Below are 25,547 nucleotides of genomic sequence, written 5' to 3' on the forward strand. Positions count from 1 at the left end.
CGTGTGGATGGACGTGAAGAGATACTTCCGCGGGCCGGTCATGTGGATCGTGCTGGCCGTCCTCGCCGTAGTCGTGTTGATGCAGTTCGTCAGCTCGTCCGGCGGCTACAAGACGGTGGACACGGGCCAGATCGTCAAGGCCATCAGCGACCAGCGGGTCGCCTCGGCCGAGATCACGACCGGCGACGAACAGATCGTCAAGATCGACCTCAAGGGCGACCAGAAGATCGAGGGCGCCAACAAGGTCAAGGCCAGCTACATCGACGACCAGGGCGTCGACCTGCAGAAGCAGCTCCAGGCGCAGTACCAGAGCGGCGACCTGCGGGACGGCTACACCGTCGCGCCGACCGAGCAGAACATGTTCGTCGGGTTCCTGCTGTCGGTGCTGCCGTTCCTGCTGATCATCGTCGTCTTCCTGTTCCTGATGAACCAGATGCAGGGCGGCGGCTCCCGGGTGATGCAGTTCGGGAAGTCGAAGGCGAAGCTGATCACCAAGGACACGCCCAAGACGACCTTCGTGGACGTCGCGGGCGCGGACGAGGCGTGTGAGGAGCTCCAGGAGATCAAGGAGTTCCTCCAGGAGCCCGCCAAGTTCCAGGCGGTCGGCGCCAAGATCCCGAAGGGCGTCCTGCTGTACGGCCCGCCCGGTACCGGTAAGACGCTGCTGGCGCGCGCCGTGGCCGGTGAGGCCGGCGTCCCGTTCTACTCGATCTCCGGTTCCGACTTCGTCGAGATGTTCGTCGGCGTCGGCGCCTCCCGGGTCCGCGACCTGTTCGAGCAGGCCAAGCAGAACGCCCCGGCCATCGTCTTCGTCGACGAGATCGACGCCGTCGGCCGCCACCGCGGCGCCGGCATGGGCGGCGGTCACGACGAGCGCGAGCAGACGCTGAACCAGCTGCTCGTCGAGATGGACGGCTTCGACGTCAAGGGCGGCGTCATCCTGATCGCCGCCACCAACCGGCCGGACATCCTGGACCCGGCGCTGCTGCGCCCCGGCCGCTTCGACCGCCAGGTCGCGGTGGACCGCCCGGACATGCAGGGCCGGCTGGAGATCCTCAAGGTGCACCAGAAGGGCAAGCCGGTCGCCCCGGACGTCGACCTCGGCGCCGTGGCCCGCCGTACGCCCGGATTCACCGGTGCGGACCTGAGCAACGTCCTCAACGAGGCCGCGCTGCTCACCGCCCGCAGCGACCGGAAGCTGATCGACAACCACTTCCTGGACGAGGCGATCGACCGCGTCGTGGCCGGACCGCAGAAGCGGACCCGGATCATGAGCGACAAGGAGAAGAAGATCACCGCGTACCACGAGGGCGGACACGCCCTGGTCGCGGCGGCCTCACCGAACTCCGACCCCGTCCACAAGATCACGATCCTCTCCAGAGGCCGTGCCCTGGGCTACACCATGGTCCTGCCGGACGAGGACAAGTACTCGACCACGCGCAACGAGATGCTCGACCAGCTGGCGTACATGCTGGGCGGGCGCGCGGCCGAGGAACTCGTCTTCCACGACCCGACCACGGGCGCGGCCAACGACATCGAGAAGGCGACCGCGACCGCCCGCGCGATGGTCACGCAGTACGGCATGACCGAGCGGCTCGGCGCGATCAAGTTCGGCTCCGACAACTCCGAGCCCTTCCTGGGCAAGGAGATGGCCCACCAGCGCGACTACTCCGAGGAGGTCGCCGGGCTGGTGGACGAGGAGGTCAAGAAGCTGATCGAGACGGCGCACAACGAGGCCTGGGAGATCCTGGTCGAGAACCGGGACGTCCTGGACAACCTCGTGCTGGCGCTGCTGGAGAAGGAGACGCTCAACAAGGAGGAGATCGCCGAGGTCTTCGCCCCCATCGTGAAGCGCCCGGCCCGCCCGGCGTGGACCGGCTCCACCCGCCGCACGCCGTCGACCCGGCCCCCGGTCTCCGTGCCGGCCGCCGTGTCCGCCAACGGCGAGCACCCGGTGCTGGAGAAGGGCAAGGAGATCGGCCCGACCGACTCCGTCGAGCTCCTGGAGGACCCCCGCAAGGAGTCCTGACCCGCCCGGAATGCGGAGCCGCGCCCCCAGGGTTCTACCCTGCAGGGGGCGCGGCTTTCTGCTGCACTGGCACGAGAAACGAGGCACACATGACCGATCCGGTGACGCTGGACGGCGAGGGCACCATCGGAAAGTTCGACGAGAAGCGGGCCCAGGACGCCATCCGGGAGCTCCTCATCGCCGTCGGCGAGGACCCCGACCGGGAGGGCCTGCGGGAGACCCCGGCCCGGGTCGCACGTGCGTACCGCGAGATATTCGCCGGTCTCTGGCAGGAGCCCGAGGACGTCCTGACCACCACCTTCGACCTCGGCCACGACGAGATGGTGCTGGTCAAGGACATCGAGGTGCTCAGCTCCTGCGAGCATCACCTGGTCCCCTTCGTGGGCTTCGCCCACGTCGGCTACATCCCGTCCGCCAGCGGCAAGATCACCGGCCTGTCCAAGCTGGCCCGCCTGGTCGACGTCTACGCCCGCCGCCCCCAGGTGCAGGAGCGGCTCACCACCCAGGTCGCCGACTCCCTGATGGAGATCCTCGAACCGCGCGGCGTCATCGTCGTGATCGAGTGCGAGCACATGTGCATGACCATGCGCGGGGTGCGCAAGCCCGGCGCGAAGACCCTCACCTCCGCCGTTCGCGGCCAGCTCCGCGACCCCGCCACCCGCTCCGAGGCCATGAGCCTCATCATGGCCCGCTGAGGCCGGCCCTCCGCCGGCTCAGACCCCCAGCCGCACCGGCAGGGCGTACAGCTCATTCTGCGTCACCGTCGGCTTGTTCCGCAGCTCCGTCGCCGGCACGGCCAGCTCCAGCCCGGGGAACCGCGCGAACAGCGCGGGCAGCGCGATCCGTGCCTCCAGCCGCGACAGCCCCGCCCCGGGGCACACGTGCGGCCCGTGCCCGAACGACAGGTGCCGGTTCGGGGAGCGCGTGACGTCGAAGCGGTCGGCGTCCTCCCCGTGCTGCTCCGTGTCGTGCCCGATCGCCCCGTACGACATGATCACCGCGTCGCCCTGCGGGATCACCGTGCCGCCGACGGCCACGTCCTCGGTGGCGAACCGGATCAGCACGTGCGAGGTGGGCGCCGACCAGCGCAGCGTCTCCTCGATGACCTCGTCCCAGCCGACCCGGCCGTCCCGCACCATGGCCAGCTGCTCCGGGTGCGTGAGCAGCGCCACCACCGCGCTGACGATGAGGCTGATGGTGGTCTCGTGCCCGGCGGTGACCATCACCTGCAGCGTGGAGACGATCTCCGCCTCGCTGAGCCGGTCACCGTCCTCGCCCGCGGCGATCAGCGCACTCGTGAGGTCGTCGCCCGGGGCCTGCCGCTTGCGGTGCACCACGCCGGTGTAGAACGTGCGCAGCTCGCCGATGACCTGCTGCACCAGTTCCGGCCGGGTGAGGCTGGAGAAGAAGCTGTCGTACAGCTCCAGGAGCCGCGGGTGGTCGGCGGCGTCGATGCCCATCAGGTCGCTGATCACGGCCATCGGCAGCCGGTACGCGAAGGACTCCTTCAGGTCGACGTGCCCCTCCGCGTCGGCCCGGTCTCGGGCACGGTCGAGCAGCCCTGCCGTGATCTCCTCGATCCGCGGCCGCAGCTCCTCCACCCGGCGCGGAGTGAGCGCCTGCGCGACCAGCGTGCGCAGGCGCCGGTGGTCGGCGCCGTCGAAGGTCAGCATGCTCGGCCCGGGTGCGGCCAGTCCGATCAACGGCCAGGTCTTCGGGATCTCCCCGCGCTGCCAGGCCGCCCAGTGCGCGATGTTCTTCACCAGCCGCGCATCGGTGAGCAGGCGCCGGGCCTCGGCGTGGTGCGTCACCGCCCACACCGGCACCCCGCCGGGCAGCTCCACGGCGGCGACCGGGCCGGCGTCGCGCAGGGCCGCCGTCTCGGCGGCCAGGTCCCGCACGAGCGGGTCGATGGCGATACGGCCGCCCGCGCCCCCGCCGCCGGAACCCCCGGCGGCAACCGCCGCGCTCTGCCCCGTGGCCGTCGTCTGCGGCGTCTGTCCGGGTCCGGTCACCGTGAGCCTCCAGCGATGTGCGTCGGGGTGAAGTGGACGGGCAGGCTGACCAGTCCCCGCAGCCAGGGCGACGGCCGCCACACCAGGTCGTGCTCCGCGACCGCGAGATCGACGTCGGGCAGCCGGTCGAGCAGCACCTCGATGCCCTTGCGGGCGATGGTCTCCGCAATCTCCTGGGCCGGGTAGGGGCAGCGGTGCTCGCCGTGGCCGAAGGAGAAGAAGGCGTTGTTGCCCCCGGTCAGCGCGTGCTGGTCGGGCCGCACCTGCGGGTCGCCGTTGGCGGCGGCGAAGCTGAGCACCAGCAGGTCGCCGGACCGGATGCGGGTGCCGGCCAGGCGGGTGTCGCGGGTGGCCCACCGGCCGGCGATGTTCTGGGTGGGGGTGTCCTCCCACAGCACCTCGTTCATCGCCTCGGCGACGCTGTGCCGGCCGCCGGTCAGCGAGGCGGCGAACCGGTCGTCGGTGAGCATCAGGCGCAGCGAGTTGCCGATCCAGTCGGCGGTCGGCTGGTGCCCGGCGGTCATGATGACCCGCATGTCCTGCACCAGCTCGTCGAGCGTGAACTCTCCGGCGTTCGGGTGTGCCAGCATCCGCCCCGCGACGTCCGCGGGCGGCCCCGCCGCATCGGGCACCGCGCGGCGCGACTCCAGGAGCCACTGCATCGCCCCGGTGGCGTGCCGGGCGCCCGCGATGGCGTCGGCGCCGCCGTTGACCAGGGCGTTCACCGCGTGCGCCAGGTCCTTGCCGTCCGCGTCCGGGAAGCCGTAGAGGCGGGCGAGGACCAGGGCGGGCAGCATCTTGGCGTAGTCGGCGGCCAGGTCGGCGCCGCCCCTGCCGCAGAAGGTGTCGATGAGGTCGTCGGCGAAACGCTCCACGTGGTCGCGCAGCTCGAACGGGTCCACGTCGGCGAGGGCGTCGCCGAGCACGGCCGAGCGCCGCCGGTGCCGCTCGCCGACGGTGTAGAGGATGGACGGCTGCTTGCCGACCATGGGCAGCATCGGCCAGTTCTCCGGGATGCGGTCCCACATGTTCCACAGCGCGGAGTCGCGGCTGAACAGCACCGGGTCGGAGGTGACCTGGTGCAGCTCGCGGTAGCCGAGCACCAGCCAGGCGGGAACACCGCCGGGCAGCTCGATCGGCGCCACCGGGCCGTGATCGCGCCGCAGTTCGCGGTAGAACCGCGCCGGTCCGGCCAGGAAGCGTTCGCCGCCCAGCGGCACCGGGCAGCCCGCAGCCTGCGCCTGCCCCTGGGCCTGCGTGGGTACGGTCGGGCCGTTCATCGGGCGATCTCCTCCTCGGCGCCGTTCTGCGCGTAGTGCGCGGTCGCCAGGGCGTGCAGGTGGTTCACCAGGGTGAGCAGCACGTCCTTGCTGGACTCGCGGGAGCGGGCGTCGCAGTCGATCAGCGGTACGTCCGGGGAGAGGTCCAGCGCCTCGCGGATCTGGTCGTGCGTGTGGTGCGGGCCCCCGAAGTCGTTGTGCGCCACGATGAAGGGGGTGCCGTGGTGCTCCAGCCTGTCGATGGAGTACCAGGAGTCCGCGAGCCGCCGCGTGTCGACCAGCACGACCGCGCCGAGCGTGCCCGAGAACAGCCGGTCCCACAGGAACCAGAAACGTTCCTGTCCGGGAGCGCCGAACAGGTACAGCACGGTCTGCTCGTCGATGCCGATCCGGCCGAAGTCGAACGCGATCGTCGTGGTGGTCTTCCCGGCCACCGCGCTCGGGTCGTCGACCCCCTCGCCGGCACGCGTCATCGTCTCCTCGGTGTTCAGCGGACGGATGTCGCTGACCGAGCGGACCATGGTCGTCTTGCCGACTCCGAAGCCGCCCACGATCACGATCTTGAGACCGTTCTCCGCACTGTCGCGCAGCGGCGGGCGCCAGGACCGCGCCGGCACCTCGGGGAGCTCCGGCGGGACACCGCGGTCCGAGGCGCCCCCCTGCGGTGACGCACCGGGGAAGCGGGAGGTCGGGTCAGAGGTTGCGGAGGCCAACGAGCACCTGCTTCAGAAGTTCGGGGTCGGGCATGCGGTCCGTCGCCGCGGCGGCCGTACGGGGGTGGCGGGCCGTGATCCGGCCGGCGGCCAGCAGGTCGCCGAGCAGGATGCGGACGATGCCCACCGGGAGGCCGAGGTCCGCCGCCACCTCCACCACCGCCGTCGGGTGGCGGCAGATCCGCAGGATCGCGGCGTGCTCGGACTGCATCGCCGGGGTGGGGTCGCACTCGGCGACGACCAGGGTCACCAGGTCGAAGGTGAGAGTGTCCGAAGCGTCCGACCGGCTGCGGCCACCGGTGACGGTGTACAGCCGGTCCGGATCGTCGTCCCGTCCCGGGCGCATCAGGCGGCGCCGCGGTCCGTGCGGTCGCCCCGGGCGCCGTCCCCGTCGCCGCTCTCGCGGGGCGGGGCACTGAGGTGCTCGCCGATCTGCTCGACGAGCTCGTTCATGTTGTGCCCGACCAGGCCGACGTCCGCGTCCTCACCCGCCACGACCGCCAGGTGCGCGCCCTCGCCCGCCTCCACGACGAACAGGATGCCGCCGTAGAACTCCGTCATCGCCTGCCGAACGCCGCCCGTGCCGTCGCCGAACTCCACGGAGGCGCCGTGCGACAGGCTCTGGATGCCCGCGGCGATGGCCGCGAGCTGGTCCGCCTGGTCCACGGACAGCTCCGGCGAGCGGCACAGCTTCAGTCCGTCGCGGGACAGCACGAGCCCGTGGCGCGCTCCGGGCGTCCGCTCCAGCAGGTTCTCCAGCAACCAGTCCAGCTTGCCGTCGGTCATCATTCCGGGCGTTCCTCCGCGCGCGAATCGGAAAAGGTGGGCGAGGCGGCGGCTTCGGTGGCCGCCTCGGTGGTCGCCGGGCCGTTGCCGGGCGGTGCGCCGGGGCCCGTGGTGGCGGGCGCCGGAGCGTCGCCGCGGCCGGCGGAAGCGTCGCCGCGCACGGCCGGAGCGGTGTCCGTGCCCGCCGCGGGGGTGTCGCCGCGCACGGCCCGCCGGAAGGCGCCGAGCCGGGAACCGGCGTCGGCCGCGGTGCGCGGGCGGCGCGGGCGTTCGGCGGCGGCGGTCTCGGCCGCCCGCCGTGCCGCGGCGAGCGTACGGCCGCGCCGGCGCCGGGGCAGCCCGCTCTCGCCGTACTGCACCGTCTCGTCGCCGGGAGCCTCGTCGGCCACGCGCCGGTGCTCCCGGCCCTCCGGCGCCTCGGCGGTGTCCGCCTGGCGGCCGGCGTGGTCCGGGGTCCCGGGGTAGCGGGGGATCACCATGGTGGCGTCGTCCGCGGCGGGCTCCGGAGCAGCGCCGGGGCCCGCGGTGAGGCCTGCGCCCGCGGACGCTCCCGCGCCCGCCCCGGCGGCTGCGGGGGCTGCCGTGCCGGCGCCGGCCTCCGTGCGGGCGCGGTCGGGGGCGGGCGGAACGTCGCCGGTCCCGCCGCCCTGCCGGGCGGCGGGGTGGGGGAGTCCGCGGCCGTGGGTCTCGCCGGACGACGGCGTGCTCTCGGTGACCAGCTCCTGCGGAATGCGCAGCAGCACGCCCGTACCGCCGTGGGCGGAGGGGCGGAAGGAGACGGACAGACCGTGCTTGTGCGCCAGGCGTCCGACGACGGAGAGGCCGAGACGGGTCCCGGGCAGGGCGCTCAGGTCGCGCGCCGAACGCGGCTCCACCGCCTCCTGGGCGCGGCGCAGCGCGACCTCGCCCATCACCAGGCCGCCGTCCTCGACGGTCACCACGACCCCGGCCGACACCTGCTCCACGTACACGTGGACCTCGGCCGTGGGCGGGGAGAAGTTCGCCGCGTTGTCCATGAGTTCGGCGAGGGCGTGCATGACGCCCTCCGCCGCGTGTCCGGCGACCGCGACGGTGGACGTCGAGTGCAGCCGCACCCGCTGGTAGCCCTGGATACGGCCCATCGCGCCGCGCAGGATGCTCTCCATCCGGATGGGCTTGGCCCAGCGGCGTCCCGAACGGGCGCCGGTGAGCACGGCGATGCTGTCCGCCAGCCGCCCGGTCTGCGCGGTGCGGTGGTCCAAGTGCAGCAGGTCGCCGAGCACGTCCGGGTCGGAGTGCCGGTGTTCCATCTCCCGCAGGTCGGCGGCCATGGACGTGGTCAGCGCCTGGACGCGGCCTGCCGCGTTGGCGCAGGCGGCCATCGCAGCGGCCCGGCGGCTCTCGCCGCGGTGCACCTCGGTGGCCAGCGTGCCCAGCACGCGGCGCTGCGCGTCGTCCTCGACGCGTCCGGCCGCGGCGAGCGCGGTCTCCGCGGAGGCGCCCTCGCGCAGCCGGCGCACCACCTCGGGCACGGTCATGTCGGCGAAACGGTCGGTGGCGGCGCGGTGTTCGGCGGCGTCGGCGTCCCGTGCGGCCAGCTCGCCGCGCAGGCGGCGGGCGGTCAGCCGCTGGTACGCGGCCACGGCGACGCAGACGCACAGCAGCAGCGCGACGGCGCCGGACGTCCAGGCGATCTCGGGGCGTAGCGACGTCGGAGCCAGGTACACCGCGAGCAGGCAGGCGGGCGAGGTCACCGTCACCGCGATCAGCAGGGCGAGCGCGGTCCCCGTCGCCGCGCCGGCAGCCGCGGACGGACTGTTCCGCCGGGGGGCGTTTTCGGTCGTCATCTCTTCTGGTCCTCGGGACTGGTCAGGTCCGGACAGCGTGACCGTGATCAATAGAGGACCAATATAGAAGAGTTCACGTCAATAAGAGGTGCCCGGTAGGTGAACAACCCGACGGGCGAGGGTGGTTCGTGACCGTTCTGGTCCGTTTCGGGTGCCCGCATGACCGGACGGGCGTCCGGCGGGTCCGAACGGGGCCCGTCAGGCGCCGAGTTCCTCGCTGCCGTCGTCGTCCTCGCCCTCGACCAGGACCGGCGAACCGTGGTGCGACCACAGCTTCCAGCTCCCGTCCTCGACGCGGCGGAAGACGTTGGTGGCCACCACCAGTCCGCCGACCAGCGGGCCGAGGTCCCCGTCCTCCTCGGCCTGACCGCCGCTGAGGATGTTCTCCGTGCAGCTGACCACCGCGGTGTCGCCGATGACGGAGATCTCCACGTTCGTCAGGAAGAACTGGATGTACTCCGTGTTCGCCATGATCAGCGCATAGCTGCGCATCACCTCGCCACGGCCGGTGAGCACCGGCCAGCCGGGGTGCACGACGCTGACCTCCGCGTCCAGCCACAACCCGCCGAGCGTCTCCAGATCACCGCGCTCGACCGCCTCGTACAGCGCGGTGTTGGCCTCCTCGACGGCCTCGATGTCCGTGCGGGCGCGGCTCACGCGGCTCCCTCGACGGCCCGGGCGACGCGCACGGCGTCGGCGCTCGCCCGCACCTCGTGCACCCGCACCGCCCAGGCACCCTCCCGGGCGGCGAGCGCGGTCACGGCGGCCGTGGCGGCGTCCCGTTCCCGGGCGGGCGGCGGCGCCGCGTCCCCCTCGCCCGCCAGCACCCGGCCGAGGAAGCGTTTGCGCGAGGCGGCCACCAGCAGGGGCAGCCCCAGTTCCGCGCGGAACCGCCCCAGCGCGGCCACCAGCGCCAGGTCGTGACCGGCGTTCTTGGCGAAGCCCAGGCCCGGGTCGACGACGATCCGTTCCGCCGCGATGCCGCCCGCGACCGCGCCGTCCACGGCCGTGCGCAGTTCGTCGATCACCTCGGCGACCACGTCGCCGTACACCGCCCGGTCGTTCATGTCGACGGACCGGCCGCGCCAGTGCATCACCACGAACGGGGCACCCGCCGCGGCCACCACCGGCACCATCGCCGGGTCGGCCCGGCCGCCGCTGACGTCGTTGACCAGCGACGCACCCGCCGCCAGCGCCCGTTCGGCGACCGAGGCGCGCATGGTGTCGACGCTGACCAGCACCCCCGCCGCGGTGAGGTCACGCACCACCGGCAGCACCCGGCGCAACTCCTCCGCCTCGTCCACCCGTGTGGCCCCCGGCCGGGTCGACTCCCCGCCGACGTCCACCAGGTCCGCGCCCCGGGCGACGAGGTCCAGCCCGTGCTTGACCGCCACCTCGTGATCGAACCACCGGCCGCCGTCCGAGAAGGAGTCCGGCGTGACGTTCACCACGCCCATCACCGCACAGCGGTCCCACTCCGGCAGACCGGCGACCCGGCCACGCAACGCTCTCATGGCCCCAAGACTAGGCCGTCGTACCGTCGCGGCGTCCTACCCGTCGCGGCCGGGGCCGCACGTCAGCGCGAGGCCCGCGGACCACTCCTTCGTGCCCACCGAGGGGCGTGTGAGACTGTGCCGCCACGCTGCCGGGTAGGTCCCGCGCACCACGGCGCGGAGCTTCGACCGGCCCCGCGCACGGGCGCCGGCGGAGCCCGCGGGTAGATTCGACCCGCGGCGCGCCCCGGCGCGCCGCGTGTCCGTCCGGACACGTACCGACATGCACCGACCCGTACCGGCCCGCACCGGTGTGTACCGGCGCGCGACGTGTACCGGCACGCACGCGCCCGTCACGAAACGGGCGGCCAGGACCGCACCGGACCCGGAGGAAGGAGAGACGCGATGGACCGAGTGGCGCTGCACGGCCTGCGTGCCCGCGGGCATCACGGCGTGCTTCCGCGGGAACGGGAAGAGGGACAGACCTTCGTCGTGGACGTCGACATGGGCGTGGACACCCGCGCCGCCGCGACCGGCGACGACCTGGCCCGGACCGTGCACTACGGCGTGGTGGCCGAGGAGGTCGTGGCCGTCGTGTCGGGCGAGCCGGTCGACCTGATCGAGACGCTCGCCCAGCGCATCGCCGACGTCTGCCTCGCGCACGAGGCCGTCGCCGAGGTGCGGGTCGTGGTGCACAAGCCCGAGGCCCCCGTCACCGTGCCCTTCGACGACGTGACCATCACCATCCAGCGGAGCCGCGCATGACGCCGAACAGTGACCCGACCGTACAGCCGGTGCCCGCCTCCGTCGTGCGCCAGGTGGATGCGGCCGACATCACCCTCAGCAACCCCAAGCACGCCGTGATCGCCCTCGGCAGCAACCTCGGCAACCGCCTGGAGACGCTGCAGAGCGCCGTCGACGCGCTCGCCGACACCCCCGGCCTCAAGGTGAAGGCGGTCTCCCCGGTCTACGAGACCGAGCCGTGGGGCGTCGACCCCGCGAGCCAGCCGGCGTACTTCAACGCGGTCGTCCTCGTCCGCACCACGCTGCCGCCCGGCTCGCTGCTCGAACGCGGCCACGCCATCGAGGAGGCGCTGGAGCGGGTGCGCGACGAGCGCTGGGGGCCGCGCACCATCGACGTCGACATCGTGTCCTACCAGGACGTGATCTCCGACGACCCGCTGCTCACCCTGCCGCACCCGCGCGTGCACGAACGGGCCTTCGTCCTCGCGCCGTGGCACGATGTCGACGCGGAGGCCGAGGTGCCCGGCCGCGGCCAGGTCGCCGACCTGCTGACGGCCGTGGGGCGCGAAGGCGTCTCCGCGCGCAACGACCTGGAACTGAGCCTGCCCGACTGAGCGTTGGTGTCCGCGTGAGAGAACTGCGAATCAGGGTTCTGGCGGGCGTCTTCGCGGTCGCCGCCGTCCTCGGCTGGGCGCTGGCCGGACTGCTCGACCGCTGGGGCGCGCTGCCGAGCGTCCCGGTCGCCGCGCCCGTCGTGCTGGCCGTCATCGCGACCGTGCTCCTCGCGACCGCGCTCGGCCTGCGCGCCCGGCTGAAGGCGCAGCGCGAACGGCAGCCCGGTGCGAAGGGCGTCGACCCGATGATGGCCGCCCGCGCCGTCGTCTTCGGCCAGGCCAGCGCGCTCGTGGCGGCGCTCGTCGCCGGCCTCTACGGGGGGACCGGCGTCTTCCTGCTGCTCAGCGACATCGAGGGCCCGGCGCGGCGCGCCGACACGCTCTACGCGGGCCTGTCCGTCGCCGCGGCCGTCGCCGTCGTCGCGACGGCCTTCCTCCTCCAGCGCGTCTGCCGCCTCCCGGACGACGACAACGACGACCCCCAGGCTCCCGCCGCCGCGTAGCGCCGCGCCCGCCCGCCCGCCCCGTCGCGCGTACGGGCGCCCGCGTCGTGCCGGGGTCGTGCCTGCGCGCTGCCCGCGCCCTGCCCGCGAGAGCGGGGTGCGGCTACGCGCCGGTGATGGAGTGCAGGTCGACGTCCTCGCGGGGGACGTCGCGCTCGTCGGCGTCGACGGACCGGCGCAGCGCCTCGTGCAGCCGGGCCGGGGTGAGGACGCCCGCGAAGCGGGAGCCGTCGCCGTCGAGCACGGCGACCCAGCCGGCGTCGTACTGGAGCATCGTGCTGAACGCCTGCTTGAGGGAGGCCCCGAGCGGCAGCCACGCCTTCATCCGGCGGGCGTGGTCGCGGACGGTCCCGTCGCCGGAGGCGGAGACGTCGTCGGCGTCGATCCACCCGTGCAGGCTGCCGTCGTCGTCGAGGACGACGGCCCACCGCGCCGCGTCGGCGCGCATCCGGTGGGCGGCGTCCGACACCGCGTCGTTCCTGCGTACGACGGGTGGCTGCACCAGATCGCCGGGCTCGATCGGTGTCACCGACAGTCGCTTCAGGCCGCGGTCCGCGCCGACGAAGTCCGCCACGTAAGGCGTCGCCGGGGCGCCCAGCACCTTCGCGGGAGGGTCGAGTTGTTCGATGCGCCCCTCGCCGTAGACGGCCATCCGGTCGCCGAGCCGGACGGCCTCCTCGATGTCGTGGGTGACGAAGAGCACCGTCTTGCGCACCTGCGCCTGCAGCTTGAGGAACTCGTTCTGGAGGTGTTCGCGCACGACGGGGTCGACCGCGCCGAACGGTTCGTCCATCAGCAGAACGGGCGGGTCGGCGGCCAGCGCCCGCGCGACGCCGACCCGTTGCCGCTGCCCGCCGGAGAGCTGGTCGGGGTAGCGGTCGCCGAAGACCGAGGGGTCGAGTCCGACGAGGTCGAGCAACTCCGCCGCCCGCTTCCGCGCCTGCGCCTTCTTCACGCCCAGCAGGTGCGGCACGGTGGCGGTGTTGTCCAGCACGCTGCGGTGCGGGAAGAGCCCGACCTGCTGGATGACGTAGCCGATGCGCCGCCGCAACTCCACCGGGTCGACCCGGGCGATGTCCTCGCCGTCGACCAGGATGCGGCCGGAGGTCGGCTCGATCAGGCGGTTCACCATCTTCATGGTGGTGGTCTTGCCGCAGCCGGACGGGCCGACGAGCGTCACCATCTCGCCCTCGGCCACCTCGAAGGTCAGGTCGTCCACGGCGACCGTGCCGTCGGGGTATCGCTTGCCGACGCTCTCGAAACGAATCACACTCGTCATACTGACAGGTGATCGTGAGGCGTGTCCGGGTACGTCCGCCCACAGACCGGAAAGCGCGCGAACCGGCGAAAGCGGGATGGGAGCCCTGGTGGCCTCGAGGGACTGCCTCAGAGACAACGACTGGATATGCGCCGAGTACCTGCGCTCCCGCAGCGGAGAACTCGCCGACGCGACGGTCCAGCACATCGGCATCGCGGCCGTCTCGGTCGTGCTGGCCGTGCTGGTCGCCTTCCCCCTGGCACTCGCCGCCCGCCGCTGGCGGGCCGCCCGGGAACCCGTCCTGGGACTGACGACGGTGCTCTACACCATCCCGTCGCTGGCGATGTTCGCGCTGCTGCTGCCCGTCTTCGGCCTCTCCGTCTCGGTCGTGGTGACCGGGCTGGTGCTGTACTCGCTCACCATCCTCGTGCGCAACATCCTGGCCGGCCTCGACGGCGTGCCCGCCGAGGCCCGGGAGGCGGCACGCGGCATGGGGTACGGCCCGGGACGGATGCTGTTCGAGGTGGAGCTCCCACTCGTCGTCCCCGCCCTCATGGCGGGCGTACGGATCGCGACGGTCTCCGCCGTCTCGCTGACCACGGTCGGCGCCATCGTCGACTACGGCGGCCTCGGCAACCTCATCTACAGCGGGCTCCAGACCGTCTTCAAGGCACAGGTGCTCACCGCGTCCGTGCTCTGCGTGGTGCTCGCCGTGCTCGCCGACCTGCTGCTGCTCCGGCTCCAGCGTGCGCTGACGCCGTGGACCCGGCACCGGGCCGCTACGGGGAAGGGCTGAACCATGGGCGTGTTCCAGGGAGCCTGGACCTGGCTGACGACAGCCGGCAACTGGACCGGCGACGGCGGTGCGCTGGCCCTGCTCGGCGAGCACCTCTACCTGACCGCGGTCTGCCTCGGCATCGCCGCGGCCGTGGCGCTGCCCACGGCCGTGTGGCTCGGCCACCTCGGGCGCGGCGGGCCGCTGGCGATCAACCTGTCCAACGTCGGCCGCGCCGTCCCCACCTTCGCGGTGCTCGTGCTGCTGATGCTCACCCCGCTCGCCACCGTCGGCGGCGGCGACCTGCCGACGATCGTCGCGCTCGTGCTCTTCGCGATCCCGCCGCTGCTCACCAACGCCTACGTGGGCATGCGCGAGGCCGACCGGGAGGTCGTGGAGGCGGCCCGCGGGATGGGCATGTCCGGTGGACAGCTGCTGTTCCGCGTCGAACTGCCGCTGGCGTACCCGCTGCTGATGACCGGCGTCCGGTCGGCCGCCGTGCAGGTGGTCGCCACCGCGACGCTCGCCGCGATGGTCGGCGGCGGCGGCCTGGGCCGCATCATCACCGCCGGCTTCAACACCTACGACACCGCCCAGGTGGTGGCCGGCGCGGTCCTGGTCGCGGTGCTGGCGCTCCTGGTCGAGTTGGCGATGATCGCCCTCGGCCGCGTCCTGGACCCGATGCGCGGACGTCGCGGCGCCAGGCGTACGAACGGCCGCAGCGGGGAACCGGCCGACGAGGACGGTCACGACCGTACGGGTGCCGCACCGGAGCGCGAGTCGCTGAAGGCGCCCGTCTGACAGCCTTCCGTGGCATGCTGACGCCTCGCTCATATCGAACAGATGGACGGTGAAGAACGTGATCGGGACGACCAGAGGGACCCGCGCACGCCGCGGCGTGCGCGCCGCGGCGGCCGCCGGGACGGTGGCGCTGCTGGCCGCCGGCCTGACCGCCTGCGGCGGCGGCGAGAGCCTGGAGGAGCAGGGCGGCGCCTCCGACGGGGGCGGCGGGAAGTCGCTGGTGATCGGCTCGGCCGGGTTCACCGAGTCCAAGGTCCTCGCGAACCTCTACGCCCTGGCGCTGGAGGACGCGGGCTTCGACACGACCATCAAGACGGTCGCCAACCGCGAGCTGTACGAACCGGCCCTGGAGAAGGGCCAGATCGACGTGGTGCCGGAATACGCCGCCACGCTCGCCGAGTTCCTCAACGCCCAGGTCAACGGCGCCGACGCCCCGGCGGAGAACCCGGTGGCCTCCAGCGACGTGGAGACGACCGTCGCCGCCCTGGAGAAGCTCGCCGGGAAGCGGGGCCTGAAGGTGCTCGACGCGGGCGAGGCCGTCGACCAGAACGCCTTCGCCGTCACGAAGGAGTTCGCGGCGAAGCACGATCTGGAGACCCTCTCCGACCTCGGCGAGGCCGGCGTCGAGGTGCGCCTCGCCGCGGGCGACGAGTGCGTGGAACGCCCCTTCTGCCAGCCCGGCCTGGAGAAGACCTACGGCATCGACGTCGCCGAGGTCGACCCCAAGGGCGTCGGCACCACCCAGGCCAAGCAGTCGGTGAAGAACGGCACCAACGACATGGTGCTCACCACCACCACCGACGCCACCCTGGAGGACTTCGGGCTGGTGCTGCTGAAGGACGACGAGGGCCTCCAGAACGCCGACAACGTGCTCCCCGTGGTCAACGCGAAGGACGCGGGCGGGAAGAAGGTCGCCGAGGCCCTCGACGGCGTCACCGCGGCGCTCACCACGCAGGACCTGGTCGGCCTCAACCGCCAGGTCGACGCCGACCGCCGCAAGCCGGAGGACGTCGCCCGCAGCTACCTGGAGGACGAGGGCCTGCTGAACGGCTGAACGCCGGGGCCGCACGGGACGCCCGTCCGCCGGACCGATGACCGGCCGATAACAATGCCTTCGTGAGGTGTCGCACAGCGGGGCACACACGGTAAATTTCAGGCCATGCCACGTGGACGTCATCGCCATGAGCAGCCACTGCACCGCCTCCTCCCACCGGCGGCGGTCGCGGCGGCTGCTCTGGCGTGTGCGGGCGGCGCCTGGCTGGTCGGCCCCGCCGGACTCGGCGACACCGACACCGTGGTGCTGCGCGGTCTGGCCGCCGCTGCCGCACTCGCGGCCGTGACCGGCGCCGTCCTCACCCGCCGCTGGGACCGCCGGGCGGGCCGTCGCGTCTCCGAACTCGACGCGCGCCGCGCGAGCATGGAGTGGCGCGCGGAGGAGCAGGAGGCCGAGCACGAGGCGGAACTCGAGGAGGCGCGCGAGCTGCGTGCCGCGGTGGAGCGGAAACTCACCGCCAGGCGGGCGGAGCTGGGCCGCCTCCGCAACGAGCACGCCGCGCTGCTGCGGCGGTACGCCAACGCCGAGACCGAGCGGGCCAGCGCCCTCGAGGGCCGCCGCCTGCTGGAGCTGGAGGCCGCGGCGCCCGTGCGCGCGGCGCTCACCTCCGGCGCGGCGGACCACCGCAGCGCGTCGGGAGCCCCGACACCGCTGACCTATCTTCAGGCGAGCGAGGCGCTGCGGCATCTGCGGCGCAGCGCGGAGCGGCAGCGGAGGCTCCGGGCCGTCGAGGGCGGCGAGGCGGACGGGCCGCCGACGCCGGCATCCCCGGCCACTGCCGCCGCGCCGGTGCCGCCTCCCGCGGTGCGTCCGGCGCCCGCACCCCGCCGTCCCGGCGGCGGCTTCGACTTCTTCGGGGCCGCCAGGGCGAAGCCCGCCGGCGCCCCGCATGCGTCGGGCCCGGCGCCGCGCCGGGACGCCGGTTCTCCCGGAACCGCGGAGGACGCGGAGCCCGAACCCGCCCCCCGCTCCCGCCGGACGCACCCCGCGGCGGGCAAGGTCGTCGACCTCGCCGACGACGCCGCCGCCCTGGACATCACCGAGCTCCGCAGCGCCCTCCCCTGACGGGCCGGGCCGGGCCGGGCCGCGGGCCGCCGTCCGCCGCCCGCGCCGACCGGCCGCCGGGCGTCAGCGGGACCCGTCGCCGGCGCGGACCAGGCCCGTCTCGTACGCGAGGACGACCGCCTGCACCCGGTCCCGCAGGCCCAGCTTCCCCAGGATGCGCCCCACGTGCGTCTTCACCGTCGCTTCGGACAGCACCAGCCGCGCCGCGATCTCCCCGTTCGACAGGCCCTGGGCGATGAGCACCAGCACCTCGCGTTCCCGGTCGGTCAGCCGTTCCAGCTCGCGGGCGACGGGCTGTTCCACCGCCGAGGGCAGCACGGTGGAGAAGCGGTCGATCAGCCGCCGGGTCGTGCTGGGCGCGACGACCGCGTCGCCGCTGTGCACGGAGCGGATCGCGGACAGCAGCTCGTCCGGGGGCACGTCCTTGAGCATGAACCCGCCGGCCCCCGCCTTGAGCGCGCTGAACGCGTACTCGTCCAGGTCGAAGGTGGTGAGGATGAGCACCTTCGGCGCGCCCGGCCCGCCCTCGCCGCCACAGATCCGCCGGGTGGCCTCGACGCCGTCGAGGTGGGGCATCCGCACGTCCATGAGCACGACGTCGACCGCACGGGAGCGCAGCACGTCGAGCGCCTCCGCCCCGTCGCCCGCCTCGGCGACCACCTCCATGTCGGGCTGGGCGGCCAGCACCATGCGGAAGCCGGTGCGCAGCAGTGCCTGGTCGTCGACCAGCATCACGCGGATGGTCGTGGTCATCGCGTTCCCTTTCCCACGGTTCCCCCTCGGAGCCCGGCGGCCGGGCGCGGTCTCACTGCGTTCCGCCCCTGAGCGGCAGGACGGCGCTGATCCGGAAGCCGCCGCCCGGTCGCGGCCCCGCCTGGAGGCGGCCGCCGACCATGCCGACGCGTTCCCGCATGCCGATGAGGCCCTGCCCGAGCCCGTCCGCGCCGCCGTCCTCGTACAGTTCGGGCTGCGCGCCCCGCCCGTCGTCCTCGGCCAGCAGCTCCAGCTCGCCGTCGCCGTACGTCAGCCGCACGTTCGCGCCCACGTGCGGGCCGCCGTGCTTGCGGGTGTTGGTCAGCGCCTCCTGGACGATGCGGTACGCCGTCAGTTCGACGCCGCTGGGCAGAGGGCGGGGCGTCCCCTCGATGGCGAACTTGACCGTCACCCCGGTGCCGCGCACCTGGTCGACGAGTTCGGCGAGCTGTTCCACACCCGGCTGCGGCACGTACTCGTCGCCGTCGCGGCGCTGCTCGCCGTCGCCGGTGCGCAGCACGCCCAGCAGACGGCGCATCTCGGCGAGCGCCTGCCGCCCGGTGCCGGAGATGGTCTGCAGCGCCTGGCGCGACTGCTCCGGCGCGCTGTCCAGCACGTACGCGGCGCCGTCCGCCTGGACCACCATCACCGACACGTTGTGCGCCACGACGTCGTGCAGCTCGCGCGCGATGCGGGCCCGTTCGGCGGCCACCGCGACCTTCGCCTGGGCCTCGCGTTCCTTCTCGAGCCGGGCGGCGCGCTCCTCCAGCTGCTCGTAGTACGCCCGGCGGGTGCGCAGCGAGTCGCCCATCACCCAGGCCAGGGCGAAGGGCACGGTGAGGAACAGCCAGCCGAGCACGGTCTGCGGGGCGGACTGCTCGGGCGGCCAGCGCAGCGTGGCGATGAGCGGTGCCAGCAGGCCGCCGACCAGGGCCAGCCGCGAGGCCCAGCGCACGTGCCGGGAGGCGACAGTGAAGATGATCACCAGGAAGGCGAAGTCGCCGGGGTTGGTCTCCACGCCGGTGATCAGCTGGGCGATGCCGGTGCCGATCGCGAGCAGCAGCATCTTCTCCGGGGCGCGCCGCCGCAGCGCGACCACCAGTGACAGCGCCAGGGCGATGGGGACGGCGGCGATCTGCTGAGCCGTGCTGTCCGCCATTCCGGTGGCCTGCGGGGGTGCGGCGATGCTCGCGACGATCCACACCGCCGACGGCAGGAGCAGGACGAGCGCCCAGAGGCTGTCCACCCAGGTCGGGTGACGGCGGACGAACTCGTAGATGCGGTGCACGTGACCCAGCGTATGCAGGCCGGGCACGTGCCGGGGTCAGCCGTGAAGCGGATCCTCCGGCCCGCGTCTACTCCGCAAGGTGGAGGCGCCGCCCGCCCCCGCGTCGCGCCCCCGCGCGTACCGTGAGCCGCGTGACGGACGCAGAAGCGGAATCGCCGCGCCGGTGGCGGTCGGCGATGACGGACAGCCTGTACGCGCCACCGCACGGCTTCTTCGTGCGCGAGGCGCCGGGAGCGCACTTCCGTACCTCCGTCCACGTGTCGCCGCTGTTCGCGCGGGCGGTGACACGGCTGCTGCTGCGCCTCGACGAGGCGCTGGACCGCCCCCGCGAGCTGACCCTGCTCGACGTCGGCGCCGGGCGGGGCGAGCTGCTCGCACAGGTCGCGGAGGCCGTGGCGGAGGACGATCCGCACGGTCTCGCACGGCGGCTGCGGCGGGTGGCCGTGGAACTCGCGCCCCGCCCGGACGGGCTGGACCCCGGCATCGTCTGGCAGGACGTGCTCCCGCCGCCCGGTTCCGTCACCGGACTCCTCTTCGCCAACGAGTGGCTGGACAACGTGCCGTTGGACGTCGTCGAGGCGGACGACGCGGGCGTCGTGCGGTACGTCCTGGTGGACCGGGAGGGACGGGAGTCCGCGGGTGAGCCCGTCGCCGGCGAGGACGCCGCGTGGCTGCGGCGCTGGTGGCCGCTCGACGCCGAGCCGGGTCTGCGCGCCGAGGTCGGCCTGCCCCGGGACGTCGCCTGGACGGCGGCCGTCCGCACGCTCCGGCGCGGACTGGCCGTTGCCGTGGACTACGCGCACACCCGGGCCGCCCGCCCGCCGCTGGGCACGCTCACCGGCTACCTCGACGGCCGGGAGGTGCCGCCCGCGCCGGACGGGGCCCGCGACCTGACCGCGCACGTCGCCGTCGACGCGTGCGCGGCCGCCGCGGGCGGGCCGTGGCGCACGCTCACCCAGCGGGAGGCGCTGCACGACCTCGGCGTGCACGGCGGAAGACCGCCCCTGTCCTGGGCGTCCACGGACGCCCTGGCGTACGTGCGGGGGCTCCGCGACGCCTCGCAGGCGGCGGAGCTCACGGACCTCGCCGGCCTGGGCGCCTTCACCTGGCTGACCCGTCCGGTCGACGCGCCCGACCTCTTCGGCGCGCCCGCGCAGACTCACGCCGTGGCCGGGCCCGACGGCTGACGCCGCCCGGCCCGTGCCCGGCGGACCGGGGCGATCCGCCGGGCAAGGCAGGGCCTACGTCAGCCAGCGCTCCGGGCGGGCCGTGCGGCGGCCCGTGCGGGACCGCTCGGCCTGCGCGGCGACCAGGGCGCGGGCCTCGTCCGCGTCGCGCAGCCGCGCCCTCGCCCAGCCGTTGGCCCCGTGGTCCACGGTGACGTCGGCCAGCCCCAGCCGCCGCTGCCACGGCCCCTGCTCGGAGCGGACGCTCTGCACCTTCGCGTGCGGCACCAGCTCGGTCTGCCGGCGCACGCGTCCGGTGCGCGTGGCGAAGACGGTGCCGGTCACGCCGTGGGCGTAGGAGCGCCACCAGAACGGGGCGCACCAGCGGGCCCGCGGCGGCGCGGGCGACAGCGACGCCGCGACCGCGTCCAGCTCCACGCCGGGCAGCGCCCGTGCCAGCACCCGTGCGGCGTCCGCCCGGGTCGCCACCGGCAGCAGCACGCCGCCGCGCTCCTTCCCGGCGCCCGCGACCTGCAGCTCGACCCGCACCCAGCCGCGTCGCCGCCACAGCAGCGGCTCGACGACCCGCACGTACTGGATGCGGCCGGGCGGCACCGTCTCGTGCGCCCGGTCGAGCAGGCCGCGATCGATGCGCAGGCCGTCCGGCGACTCCTGGACGGTCCAGTCGAACTCCTTCAGCACCCGCCCGGCGGTGTTGCCCCACATCGCGCCCGCGAGCGGTACCACGGCCGCCAGCGCGGGCCACACGTTGCCGGTGGCCGTGTAGATCAGGGCCGGGACCAGCACCAGAGCCACGAGCAGCAGCCAGCCGCCGGACAGCAGCAGCACCGAGACGATCAGCATCCGGGGGGTGACGCGCAGCAGGTCGCGGGCCGGGGCCTCGCCCGCCGTCGGTGCGGCCTCGGGCGCCATCCCGGCGGCGCGGGCGAGCAGTTCGGCGCGCAGCGCCACCGCCTCCCGTTCGCCGAGGAACGCCAGCTCGTCCTTGGCGTCGGCGCCGACCACGTCCAGTTTCAGCTTGGCGACCTGCGCGATCCGCGCCAGCATCGGACGGCCGACGTCCACGGCCTGGATGCGGTCCAGCCGGATGTGCGCGGTGCGGCGGAAGAGCAGGCCGGTGCGGATGCGCAGCTCGGTGTCCGTGACCAGGTAGCTGGTGTACCACCAGGACAGGAAGCCGTACGCGGCGGCGACCGGCACCAGCACGGCGAACGCCGCCAGCAGCCAGCCGAGCGTCAGCTGCTCGAACCACTGCCGGGTGCGTTCGAAGTCCTGGAAGGTGAAGGCGGCCAGGCCGGCGATCGGCGCCCAGGCGCGGCGCCAGGGCGTCACCGGGTGCAGCCGCTTGCCCTCCGGCTGTTCCTCGGTCGCCGCGGAGCCCTGCGGCCGCTCCTCGGGCGCCCCGGAGCCCTGCGGCCCCCGGCCGGTGTCCTTGCCCTCTGCGACGTCCTCGGTGGCGGGCCGGGTGACCGGCGCGCCCTCCCCGCTGCTCACAGCCCCGCCGATCGGGCCTCGCCCAGCTCGGTCAGCCGGTCCCGGAGCCGTTCCGCCTCCTTGGGGGTGAGCCCGGGGATCGTCGCGTCCGTGGTGGCGGCCGCGGTGTGCAGCTGGAGGGTGGCCAGCCCGTACCGCCGCTCCAGCGGGCCGGAGGTGACCTCGACCAGCTGCATCCGGCCGTACGGGACCACCGTGATCTCGCGCCACAGGACACCGTGCGCGATCAGCAGGTCGTCCGCGCGTTCGGCGTAGCGCCAGGACCGCCAGTTGCGGGCGAGGGCGCCCCAGCCCCAGGCGGCGAAGCCGAGCGGCACCAGCGCGGGCAGCGCCCACACCGGCCCGGCCAGCAGACCCGGGAGCCCGCCGGCCACCGCGGCGACCGGGAGCAGCGTGCTCAGCAGCACCACCCGCCGCAGTGGCAGCAGTGCGGGTTCCACGCCCCGCCACTCGTCGGCTGCGGGCAGCGGGGCCGCCGCGTCCCGTGCGCCCGGGGCGTCCGGTGTGCCTCGTTCACCGCGCCCGTCATCCGTCGCCGTCGTCATGCGCCCAACCCTAGGTTCCCGCACCGTCGCCCGTATCCGCCCGGAGGAGGACGTGTGGGCCGCCCGTCTCCTCCTCGCCGCCGCGGTGCTGACAGACTGGACGTCATGACGCAGACGACGACGGTCGGCATCGGGGGCGCCGCGGAGAGCACCGACATGGTGCTCAACATCGGCCCGCAGCATCCGTCCACGCATGGTGTGCTGAGGCTGCGGCTCGTCCTGGACGGCGAGCGCATCGGCGCGGCCGAGCCCGTCATCGGCTACATGCACCGCGGCGCGGAGAAGCTGTTCGAGGCGCGTGACTACCGTCAGATCATCGTCCTGGCCAACCGCCACGACTGGCTGTCCGCCTTCTCCAGCGAGCTGGGCGTCGTCCTCGGCGTCGAACGCATGCTCGGCATGGAGGTGCCCGAGCGCGCGGTGTGGCTGCGCACCCTGCTCGCCGAACTCAACCGGGTCCTCAACCACCTGATGTTCCTCGGCTCCTACCCCCTGGAACTCGGCGGCATCACGCCCGTCTTCCACGCGTTCCGCGAGCGCGAGGAGCTGCAGAACGTGATGGAGGAGGTCTCCGGCGGGCGCATGCACTACATGTTCAACCGGGTCGGCGGCCTGAAGGAGGACCTGCCCGCCGGCTGGCTCGGCCGCGCCCGCCGCGCCGTCGCCGACGTCCGGTCCCGGATGGACGTCTTCGACCGCCTCGTCCTCGGCAACGAGATCTTCCGCGGCCGCACCCGCGACGTGGGCACCCTCGCGCCGGAGACCGTGCACGCGTACGGCGTCAGCGGGCCCCTCGCCCGTGCCTCCGGCGTCGACTTCGACCTGCGACGGGACGAGCCGTACCTGGCCTACGGAGAGCTGGGCGACGTGCTCCGGGTGGTGACCCGCCCGGAGGGCGACTGCCTGGCCCGGTTCGAGGTGCTGCTCGGCCAGGCCCACAACTCCCTCGACCTCGCCGACGCCTGCCTCGACCGCATCGCCGACCTCCCGCCCGGTCCCGTCAACCAGCGGCTCCCCAAGGTGCTCAAGGCCCCCGAGGGCGCGACCTACACCTGGACCGAGAACCCGCTCGGGCTCAACGGCTACTACCTGGTCTCCAAGGGCGAGAAGACGCCCTACCGCCTGAAACTGCGCTCCGCCTCCTACAACAACATCCAGGCCCTCACCGAACTGCTCCCCGGCACCCTGGTCGCCGACATGGTCGCCATCCTCGGCTCCTTCTTCTTCGTCGTCGGCGACATCGACAAGTAGCCCGCGCGGCGCCGCTCCGGCGCGCGGACTCCCGCCGGCCGGGCCGTCCGGCCCGTCCGGACCGCGCCCGGCCCGGCCGCGGCCAGGGCATAGCATGGCCGGGAACGTCCGGTACCCGGCAGCGGACCGGAACGGCAGACGGAAGGTTCCACTCCGTGCACCCACAGCACCCGTCCGGCACGGGCCGGCAGCCGGAGGCCGCGCGCGCCGAGGACCGGCCCGCGCGCCTCACCGTGGGCGTCGTCGGCGCCGGCCGCGTCGGCCCGGCGCTGGCAGCCGCGCTGCGGCAGGCCGGCCACCGGCCGGTGGCCGCGTCCGGTGTCTCCGACGCCTCCCGCCGCCGCGCCGAGACCCTGCTCCCCGGGGTGCCGCTGGTCGACCCCGGCGAGGTGCTGGCCCGGTCCGACCTCGTCCTGCTCACCGTCCCCGACGACGCGCTGCCCGACCTGGTCACCGGACTCGCCGGGACCGGCGCCGTACGGCCCGGCCAGCTCCTCGTCCACACCTCCGGCCGCTACGGCACCGACGTCCTCCGGCCGGCGCTGCAGGCAGGAGCCCTGCCACTCGCCCTGCACCCGGTGATGACCTTCACCGGTACGCCGGTCGACGTGCAGCGGCTGGGCGGCTGCTCGTTCGGCGTGACCGCGCCGGCGGAGCTGCGGCTCGCCGCCGAGGCGCTGGTCATCGAGATGGGCGGGGAACCGGAGTGGATCGCCGAGGAGGTCCGCCCGCTGTACCACGCCGCCCTGGCGCTCGGCGCGAACCACCTGGTCACCCTGGTCGCCCAGTCGATGGAACTGCTCCGCGAGGCGGGCGTCGGCGCCCCCGACCGGATGCTCGGCCCGCTGCTCGGCGCCGCCCTCGACAACGCCCTGCGCTCCGGCGACGCCGCCCTCACCGGGCCCGTCGCCCGCGGCGACGCCGGCACGGTCGCCGCCCACATCACCGAACTCCGCGCCCACGCGCCGCATGCCGTCGCCGGCTACCTCGCGATGGCCCGTACGACCGCCGACCGGGCGCTCGCGCACGGCCTGCTCAAGCCGGAACACGCCGAGGACCTGCTGGACGTGCTGGGCGCGTCCGGCGACGAGAGCGGAGGTACGCGATGACGACACCCGGGCCCGGAAGCCGTACGGGCACGCGTCCCGGGGCCGCCCCGGCCGTCACACCCCGCCTCGCCCGCAGCGCGGCCGCACTGCACGCGGCGCTGCCGCGCCGGCGGGGCGCCGACGCCGGACGCCGTGCGGTCGTCATGACCATGGGCGCCCTGCACGACGGCCACGCCGCACTCGTCCGCGCCGCGCGCGAGGCCGTGGGAGACCGCGGGCAGGTGCTCGTCACCGTCTTCGTCAACCCGCTCCAGTTCGGCGCCGGGGAAGACCTCGACCGGTACCCGCGCACCCTGGACGCCGACGTCGTCCTCGCCGTCGACGCGGGCGCCGACGTGGTCTTCGCCCCCGGCGCGGGCGAGGTCTACCCCGGCGGGGAGCCGCAGGTGCGGATAGCCGCCGGACCCATGGGGGAGCGCCTGGAGGGCGCCTTCCGCCCCGGCCACTTCGACGGCATGCTCACCGTCGTCGCCAAGCTCCTCCACCTGACCGAGCCCGACCTGGCCTTCTACGGCCGCAAGGACGCACAGCAGCTCGCCCTGATCCGCCGCATGGTGCGGGACCTGAACTTCCCGGTGGACCTCGTCGGCGTGGACACGGTCCGCGAGCCCGACGGCCTGGCGCTGTCCAGCCGCAACCGGTACCTCGCGCCGCAGGAGCGGCGGGCGGCGCTCGCGCTGTCCCGCGCGCTGTTCGCGGCACGCGACGCGGTGGCCCGGGGCGCCGGACCGGAGGACGCCCGCGCGGCCGCGCACCGCGTGCTCGCCCCGGCGGCCGACGGCACGCCCCCGGTGACCCTCGACTACCTCGCCCTGGTCGACCCGTCCGACTTCACGGACGTCGCCGCGGGCTTCACCGGCGAGGCGGTCCTGGCCGTCGCGGGCCGTGTCGGCACCACCCGGCTCATCGACAACATCCCCCTCCCCTTCCCGGAGGGCCCCGCATGATCCTGCCCCGGGCGTTC

The 25,547-nt window shown here is 74.0% G+C and carries 26 protein-coding genes; 13 read left to right on the forward strand and 13 right to left on the reverse strand.

Translation table 11 applies throughout. The features are described from left to right. Positions 1-7: 7 nt before the first annotated feature. Both ftsH and folE read left to right on the forward strand, forming a co-directional pair. Entirely contained in the window at positions 8-2,029 is a 2,022-nt protein-coding gene (gene ftsH / locus RM572_RS23770) for an ATP-dependent zinc metalloprotease FtsH (protein WP_136183000.1), read from the forward strand. An 89-nt stretch (positions 2,030-2,118) separates the two neighbouring features. Continuing rightward, positions 2,119-2,724 carry a GTP cyclohydrolase I FolE gene (folE, locus tag RM572_RS23775; RefSeq protein ID WP_027764126.1) on the forward strand — a complete coding sequence of 202 codons (606 nt, stop codon included), beginning with the start codon at positions 2,119-2,121 and terminating at the stop codon, positions 2,722-2,724. A gap of 18 nt (positions 2,725-2,742) precedes the next feature. Here folE and RM572_RS23780 read toward each other — a convergent pair whose 3' ends face one another. From RM572_RS23780 to folP, 8 genes are all read right to left on the reverse strand, one after another. Continuing rightward, positions 2,743-3,948, reverse strand: coding sequence for a cytochrome P450 family protein (locus RM572_RS23780; protein WP_311675486.1), 1,206 nt, complete (start codon positions 3,946-3,948; stop codon positions 2,743-2,745). Positions 3,949-4,040: 92 nt separating this feature from the next. After that, the gene (locus tag RM572_RS23785) at positions 4,041-5,324 is read right to left on the reverse strand and encodes a cytochrome P450 (protein WP_311675451.1); all 1,284 of its coding nucleotides are present in this window, start codon (positions 5,322-5,324) and stop codon (positions 4,041-4,043) included. Then, the gene (locus RM572_RS23790; protein WP_311675452.1) at positions 5,321-5,941 is read right to left on the reverse strand and encodes a GTP-binding protein; all 621 of its coding nucleotides are present in this window, start codon (positions 5,939-5,941) and stop codon (positions 5,321-5,323) included. The genes RM572_RS23785 and RM572_RS23790 overlap by 4 nt, the downstream gene beginning before the upstream one ends. A gap of 76 nt (positions 5,942-6,017) precedes the next feature. Then, on the reverse strand, positions 6,018-6,383 hold the full coding sequence (locus RM572_RS23795; protein ID WP_199779605.1) for a DUF742 domain-containing protein: 366 nt from the start codon (positions 6,381-6,383) through the stop codon (positions 6,018-6,020). Then, positions 6,383-6,826, reverse strand: a complete 444-nt coding sequence (locus RM572_RS23800; RefSeq protein WP_311675453.1) for a roadblock/LC7 domain-containing protein — start codon at positions 6,824-6,826, stop codon at positions 6,383-6,385. The genes RM572_RS23795 and RM572_RS23800 overlap by 1 nt, the downstream gene beginning before the upstream one ends. Beyond that, entirely contained in the window at positions 6,823-8,649 is a 1,827-nt protein-coding gene (locus tag RM572_RS23805) for a sensor histidine kinase (protein ID WP_311675454.1), read from the reverse strand. The genes RM572_RS23800 and RM572_RS23805 overlap by 4 nt, the downstream gene beginning before the upstream one ends. Before the next feature lie 198 nt (positions 8,650-8,847). After that, a complete protein-coding gene (locus RM572_RS23810; protein WP_311675455.1) occupies positions 8,848-9,306 on the reverse strand; it encodes a nuclear transport factor 2 family protein in 459 nt (152 codons plus the stop codon). After that, positions 9,303-10,163: a dihydropteroate synthase gene (folP, locus tag RM572_RS23815; RefSeq protein ID WP_311675456.1), complete on the reverse strand. Its 861-nt coding sequence runs from the start codon at positions 10,161-10,163 to the stop codon at positions 9,303-9,305. The genes RM572_RS23810 and folP overlap by 4 nt, the downstream gene beginning before the upstream one ends. A 384-nt stretch (positions 10,164-10,547) precedes the next feature. On the opposite strand from folP, the gene folB reads away from it, so the two are divergent. From folB to RM572_RS23830, 3 genes are read left to right on the forward strand one after another with little or no spacing between them, the layout of a single operon-like run. Continuing rightward, positions 10,548-10,907 (forward strand): dihydroneopterin aldolase, encoded by a 360-nt coding sequence (folB, locus tag RM572_RS23820; protein WP_311675457.1) that lies wholly within the window; start codon positions 10,548-10,550, stop codon positions 10,905-10,907. Then, a complete protein-coding gene (folK, locus tag RM572_RS23825; RefSeq protein ID WP_136182991.1) occupies positions 10,904-11,500 on the forward strand; it encodes a 2-amino-4-hydroxy-6-hydroxymethyldihydropteridine diphosphokinase in 597 nt (198 codons plus the stop codon). The genes folB and folK overlap by 4 nt, the downstream gene beginning before the upstream one ends. Positions 11,501-11,514: 14 nt before the next feature. Continuing rightward, a complete protein-coding gene (locus RM572_RS23830; protein WP_027764117.1) occupies positions 11,515-12,003 on the forward strand; it encodes a DUF3180 domain-containing protein in 489 nt (162 codons plus the stop codon). Positions 12,004-12,106: 103 nt separating this feature from the next. Here RM572_RS23830 and RM572_RS23835 read toward each other — a convergent pair whose 3' ends face one another. Next, a complete protein-coding gene (locus RM572_RS23835) occupies positions 12,107-13,273 on the reverse strand; it encodes an ABC transporter ATP-binding protein (RefSeq protein ID WP_311675487.1) in 1,167 nt (388 codons plus the stop codon). 85 nt (positions 13,274-13,358) lie between these two features. Between RM572_RS23835 and RM572_RS23840 the strand changes: the two genes are divergently transcribed. The 4 genes from RM572_RS23840 (at position 13,359) to RM572_RS23855 (ending at position 16,956) form a co-directional block, all read left to right on the forward strand. After that, the gene (locus RM572_RS23840) at positions 13,359-14,057 is read left to right on the forward strand and encodes an ABC transporter permease (protein WP_394813694.1); all 699 of its coding nucleotides are present in this window, start codon (positions 13,359-13,361) and stop codon (positions 14,055-14,057) included. 3 nt (positions 14,058-14,060) lie between these two features. Next, positions 14,061-14,837 (forward strand): ABC transporter permease, encoded by a 777-nt coding sequence (locus RM572_RS23845; protein ID WP_311675459.1) that lies wholly within the window; start codon positions 14,061-14,063, stop codon positions 14,835-14,837. Between the two features lie 58 nt (positions 14,838-14,895). After that, the gene (locus RM572_RS23850) at positions 14,896-15,891 is read left to right on the forward strand and encodes an ABC transporter substrate-binding protein (RefSeq protein WP_394813695.1); all 996 of its coding nucleotides are present in this window, start codon (positions 14,896-14,898) and stop codon (positions 15,889-15,891) included. A gap of 105 nt (positions 15,892-15,996) precedes the next feature. Further along, complete coding sequence (locus RM572_RS23855) at positions 15,997-16,956, forward strand: hypothetical protein (RefSeq protein WP_311675460.1); 960 nt, start codon at positions 15,997-15,999, stop codon at positions 16,954-16,956. A gap of 63 nt (positions 16,957-17,019) precedes the next feature. On the opposite strand, the gene RM572_RS23860 is transcribed toward RM572_RS23855, so the two are convergent. Both RM572_RS23860 and RM572_RS23865 read right to left on the reverse strand, forming a co-directional pair. Continuing rightward, entirely contained in the window at positions 17,020-17,709 is a 690-nt protein-coding gene (locus RM572_RS23860) for a response regulator (RefSeq protein ID WP_027764111.1), read from the reverse strand. A 52-nt stretch (positions 17,710-17,761) separates the two neighbouring features. After that, positions 17,762-18,997 carry a sensor histidine kinase gene (locus tag RM572_RS23865; RefSeq protein ID WP_311675461.1) on the reverse strand — a complete coding sequence of 412 codons (1,236 nt, stop codon included), beginning with the start codon at positions 18,995-18,997 and terminating at the stop codon, positions 17,762-17,764. Between the two features lie 176 nt (positions 18,998-19,173). Between RM572_RS23865 and RM572_RS23870 the strand changes: the two genes are divergently transcribed. Then, the gene (locus RM572_RS23870; protein WP_311675489.1) at positions 19,174-20,184 is read left to right on the forward strand and encodes an SAM-dependent methyltransferase; all 1,011 of its coding nucleotides are present in this window, start codon (positions 19,174-19,176) and stop codon (positions 20,182-20,184) included. A gap of 54 nt (positions 20,185-20,238) precedes the next feature. Here RM572_RS23870 and RM572_RS23875 read toward each other — a convergent pair whose 3' ends face one another. Together RM572_RS23875 and RM572_RS23880 are read right to left on the reverse strand one after the other, a co-directional pair. After that, complete coding sequence (locus RM572_RS23875) at positions 20,239-21,678, reverse strand: PH domain-containing protein (protein ID WP_311675462.1); 1,440 nt, start codon at positions 21,676-21,678, stop codon at positions 20,239-20,241. Beyond that, positions 21,675-22,223, reverse strand: coding sequence for a PH domain-containing protein (locus tag RM572_RS23880; protein WP_311675463.1), 549 nt, complete (start codon positions 22,221-22,223; stop codon positions 21,675-21,677). The genes RM572_RS23875 and RM572_RS23880 overlap by 4 nt, the downstream gene beginning before the upstream one ends. Positions 22,224-22,328: 105 nt before the next feature. Here RM572_RS23880 and RM572_RS23885 point away from each other — a divergent pair, with 105 nt between their 5' ends. The 3 genes from RM572_RS23885 (at position 22,329) to panC (ending at position 25,530) form a co-directional block, all read left to right on the forward strand. Further along, positions 22,329-23,474 carry an NADH-quinone oxidoreductase subunit D gene (locus RM572_RS23885; protein WP_311675464.1) on the forward strand — a complete coding sequence of 382 codons (1,146 nt, stop codon included), beginning with the start codon at positions 22,329-22,331 and terminating at the stop codon, positions 23,472-23,474. A gap of 155 nt (positions 23,475-23,629) precedes the next feature. After that, positions 23,630-24,583 (forward strand): Rossmann-like and DUF2520 domain-containing protein, encoded by a 954-nt coding sequence (locus tag RM572_RS23890; RefSeq protein ID WP_311675465.1) that lies wholly within the window; start codon positions 23,630-23,632, stop codon positions 24,581-24,583. Continuing rightward, on the forward strand, positions 24,580-25,530 hold the full coding sequence (panC, locus tag RM572_RS23895) for a pantoate--beta-alanine ligase (protein WP_311675466.1): 951 nt from the start codon (positions 24,580-24,582) through the stop codon (positions 25,528-25,530). Before RM572_RS23890 ends, panC begins: the two co-directional genes overlap by 4 nt. Positions 25,531-25,547: the final 17 nt, after the last annotated feature.

This window comes from Streptomyces hazeniae (genome assembly GCF_031845485.1).
GTDB lineage: Bacteria > Actinomycetota > Actinomycetes > Streptomycetales > Streptomycetaceae > Streptomyces > Streptomyces hazeniae.

Coding starts and splice junctions, on each gene's coding strand:
- ftsH (WP_136183000.1), top strand. CDS start 8: ATGGACGTGAAGAGATACTTCCGCGGGCCGGTCATGTGGATCGTGCTG.
- folE (WP_027764126.1), top strand. CDS start 2,119: ATGACCGATCCGGTGACGCTGGACGGCGAGGGCACCATCGGAAAGTTC.
- RM572_RS23785 (WP_311675451.1), bottom strand. CDS start 5,324: ATGAACGGCCCGACCGTACCCACGCAGGCCCAGGGGCAGGCGCAGGCT.
- RM572_RS23795 (WP_199779605.1), bottom strand. CDS start 6,383: ATGCGCCCGGGACGGGACGACGATCCGGACCGGCTGTACACCGTCACC.
- RM572_RS23800 (WP_311675453.1), bottom strand. CDS start 6,826: ATGATGACCGACGGCAAGCTGGACTGGTTGCTGGAGAACCTGCTGGAG.
- RM572_RS23805 (WP_311675454.1), bottom strand. CDS start 8,649: ATGACGACCGAAAACGCCCCCCGGCGGAACAGTCCGTCCGCGGCTGCC.
- folP (WP_311675456.1), bottom strand. CDS start 10,163: ATGAGAGCGTTGCGTGGCCGGGTCGCCGGTCTGCCGGAGTGGGACCGC.
- folB (WP_311675457.1), top strand. CDS start 10,548: ATGGACCGAGTGGCGCTGCACGGCCTGCGTGCCCGCGGGCATCACGGC.
- folK (WP_136182991.1), top strand. CDS start 10,904: ATGACGCCGAACAGTGACCCGACCGTACAGCCGGTGCCCGCCTCCGTC.
- RM572_RS23840 (WP_394813694.1), top strand. CDS start 13,359: ATGGGAGCCCTGGTGGCCTCGAGGGACTGCCTCAGAGACAACGACTGG.
- RM572_RS23845 (WP_311675459.1), top strand. CDS start 14,061: ATGGGCGTGTTCCAGGGAGCCTGGACCTGGCTGACGACAGCCGGCAAC.
- RM572_RS23855 (WP_311675460.1), top strand. CDS start 15,997: ATGCCACGTGGACGTCATCGCCATGAGCAGCCACTGCACCGCCTCCTC.
- RM572_RS23860 (WP_027764111.1), bottom strand. CDS start 17,709: ATGACCACGACCATCCGCGTGATGCTGGTCGACGACCAGGCACTGCTG.
- RM572_RS23870 (WP_311675489.1), top strand. CDS start 19,174: ATGACGGACAGCCTGTACGCGCCACCGCACGGCTTCTTCGTGCGCGAG.
- RM572_RS23880 (WP_311675463.1), bottom strand. CDS start 22,223: ATGACGACGGCGACGGATGACGGGCGCGGTGAACGAGGCACACCGGAC.
- RM572_RS23885 (WP_311675464.1), top strand. CDS start 22,329: ATGACGCAGACGACGACGGTCGGCATCGGGGGCGCCGCGGAGAGCACC.
- panC (WP_311675466.1), top strand. CDS start 24,580: ATGACGACACCCGGGCCCGGAAGCCGTACGGGCACGCGTCCCGGGGCC.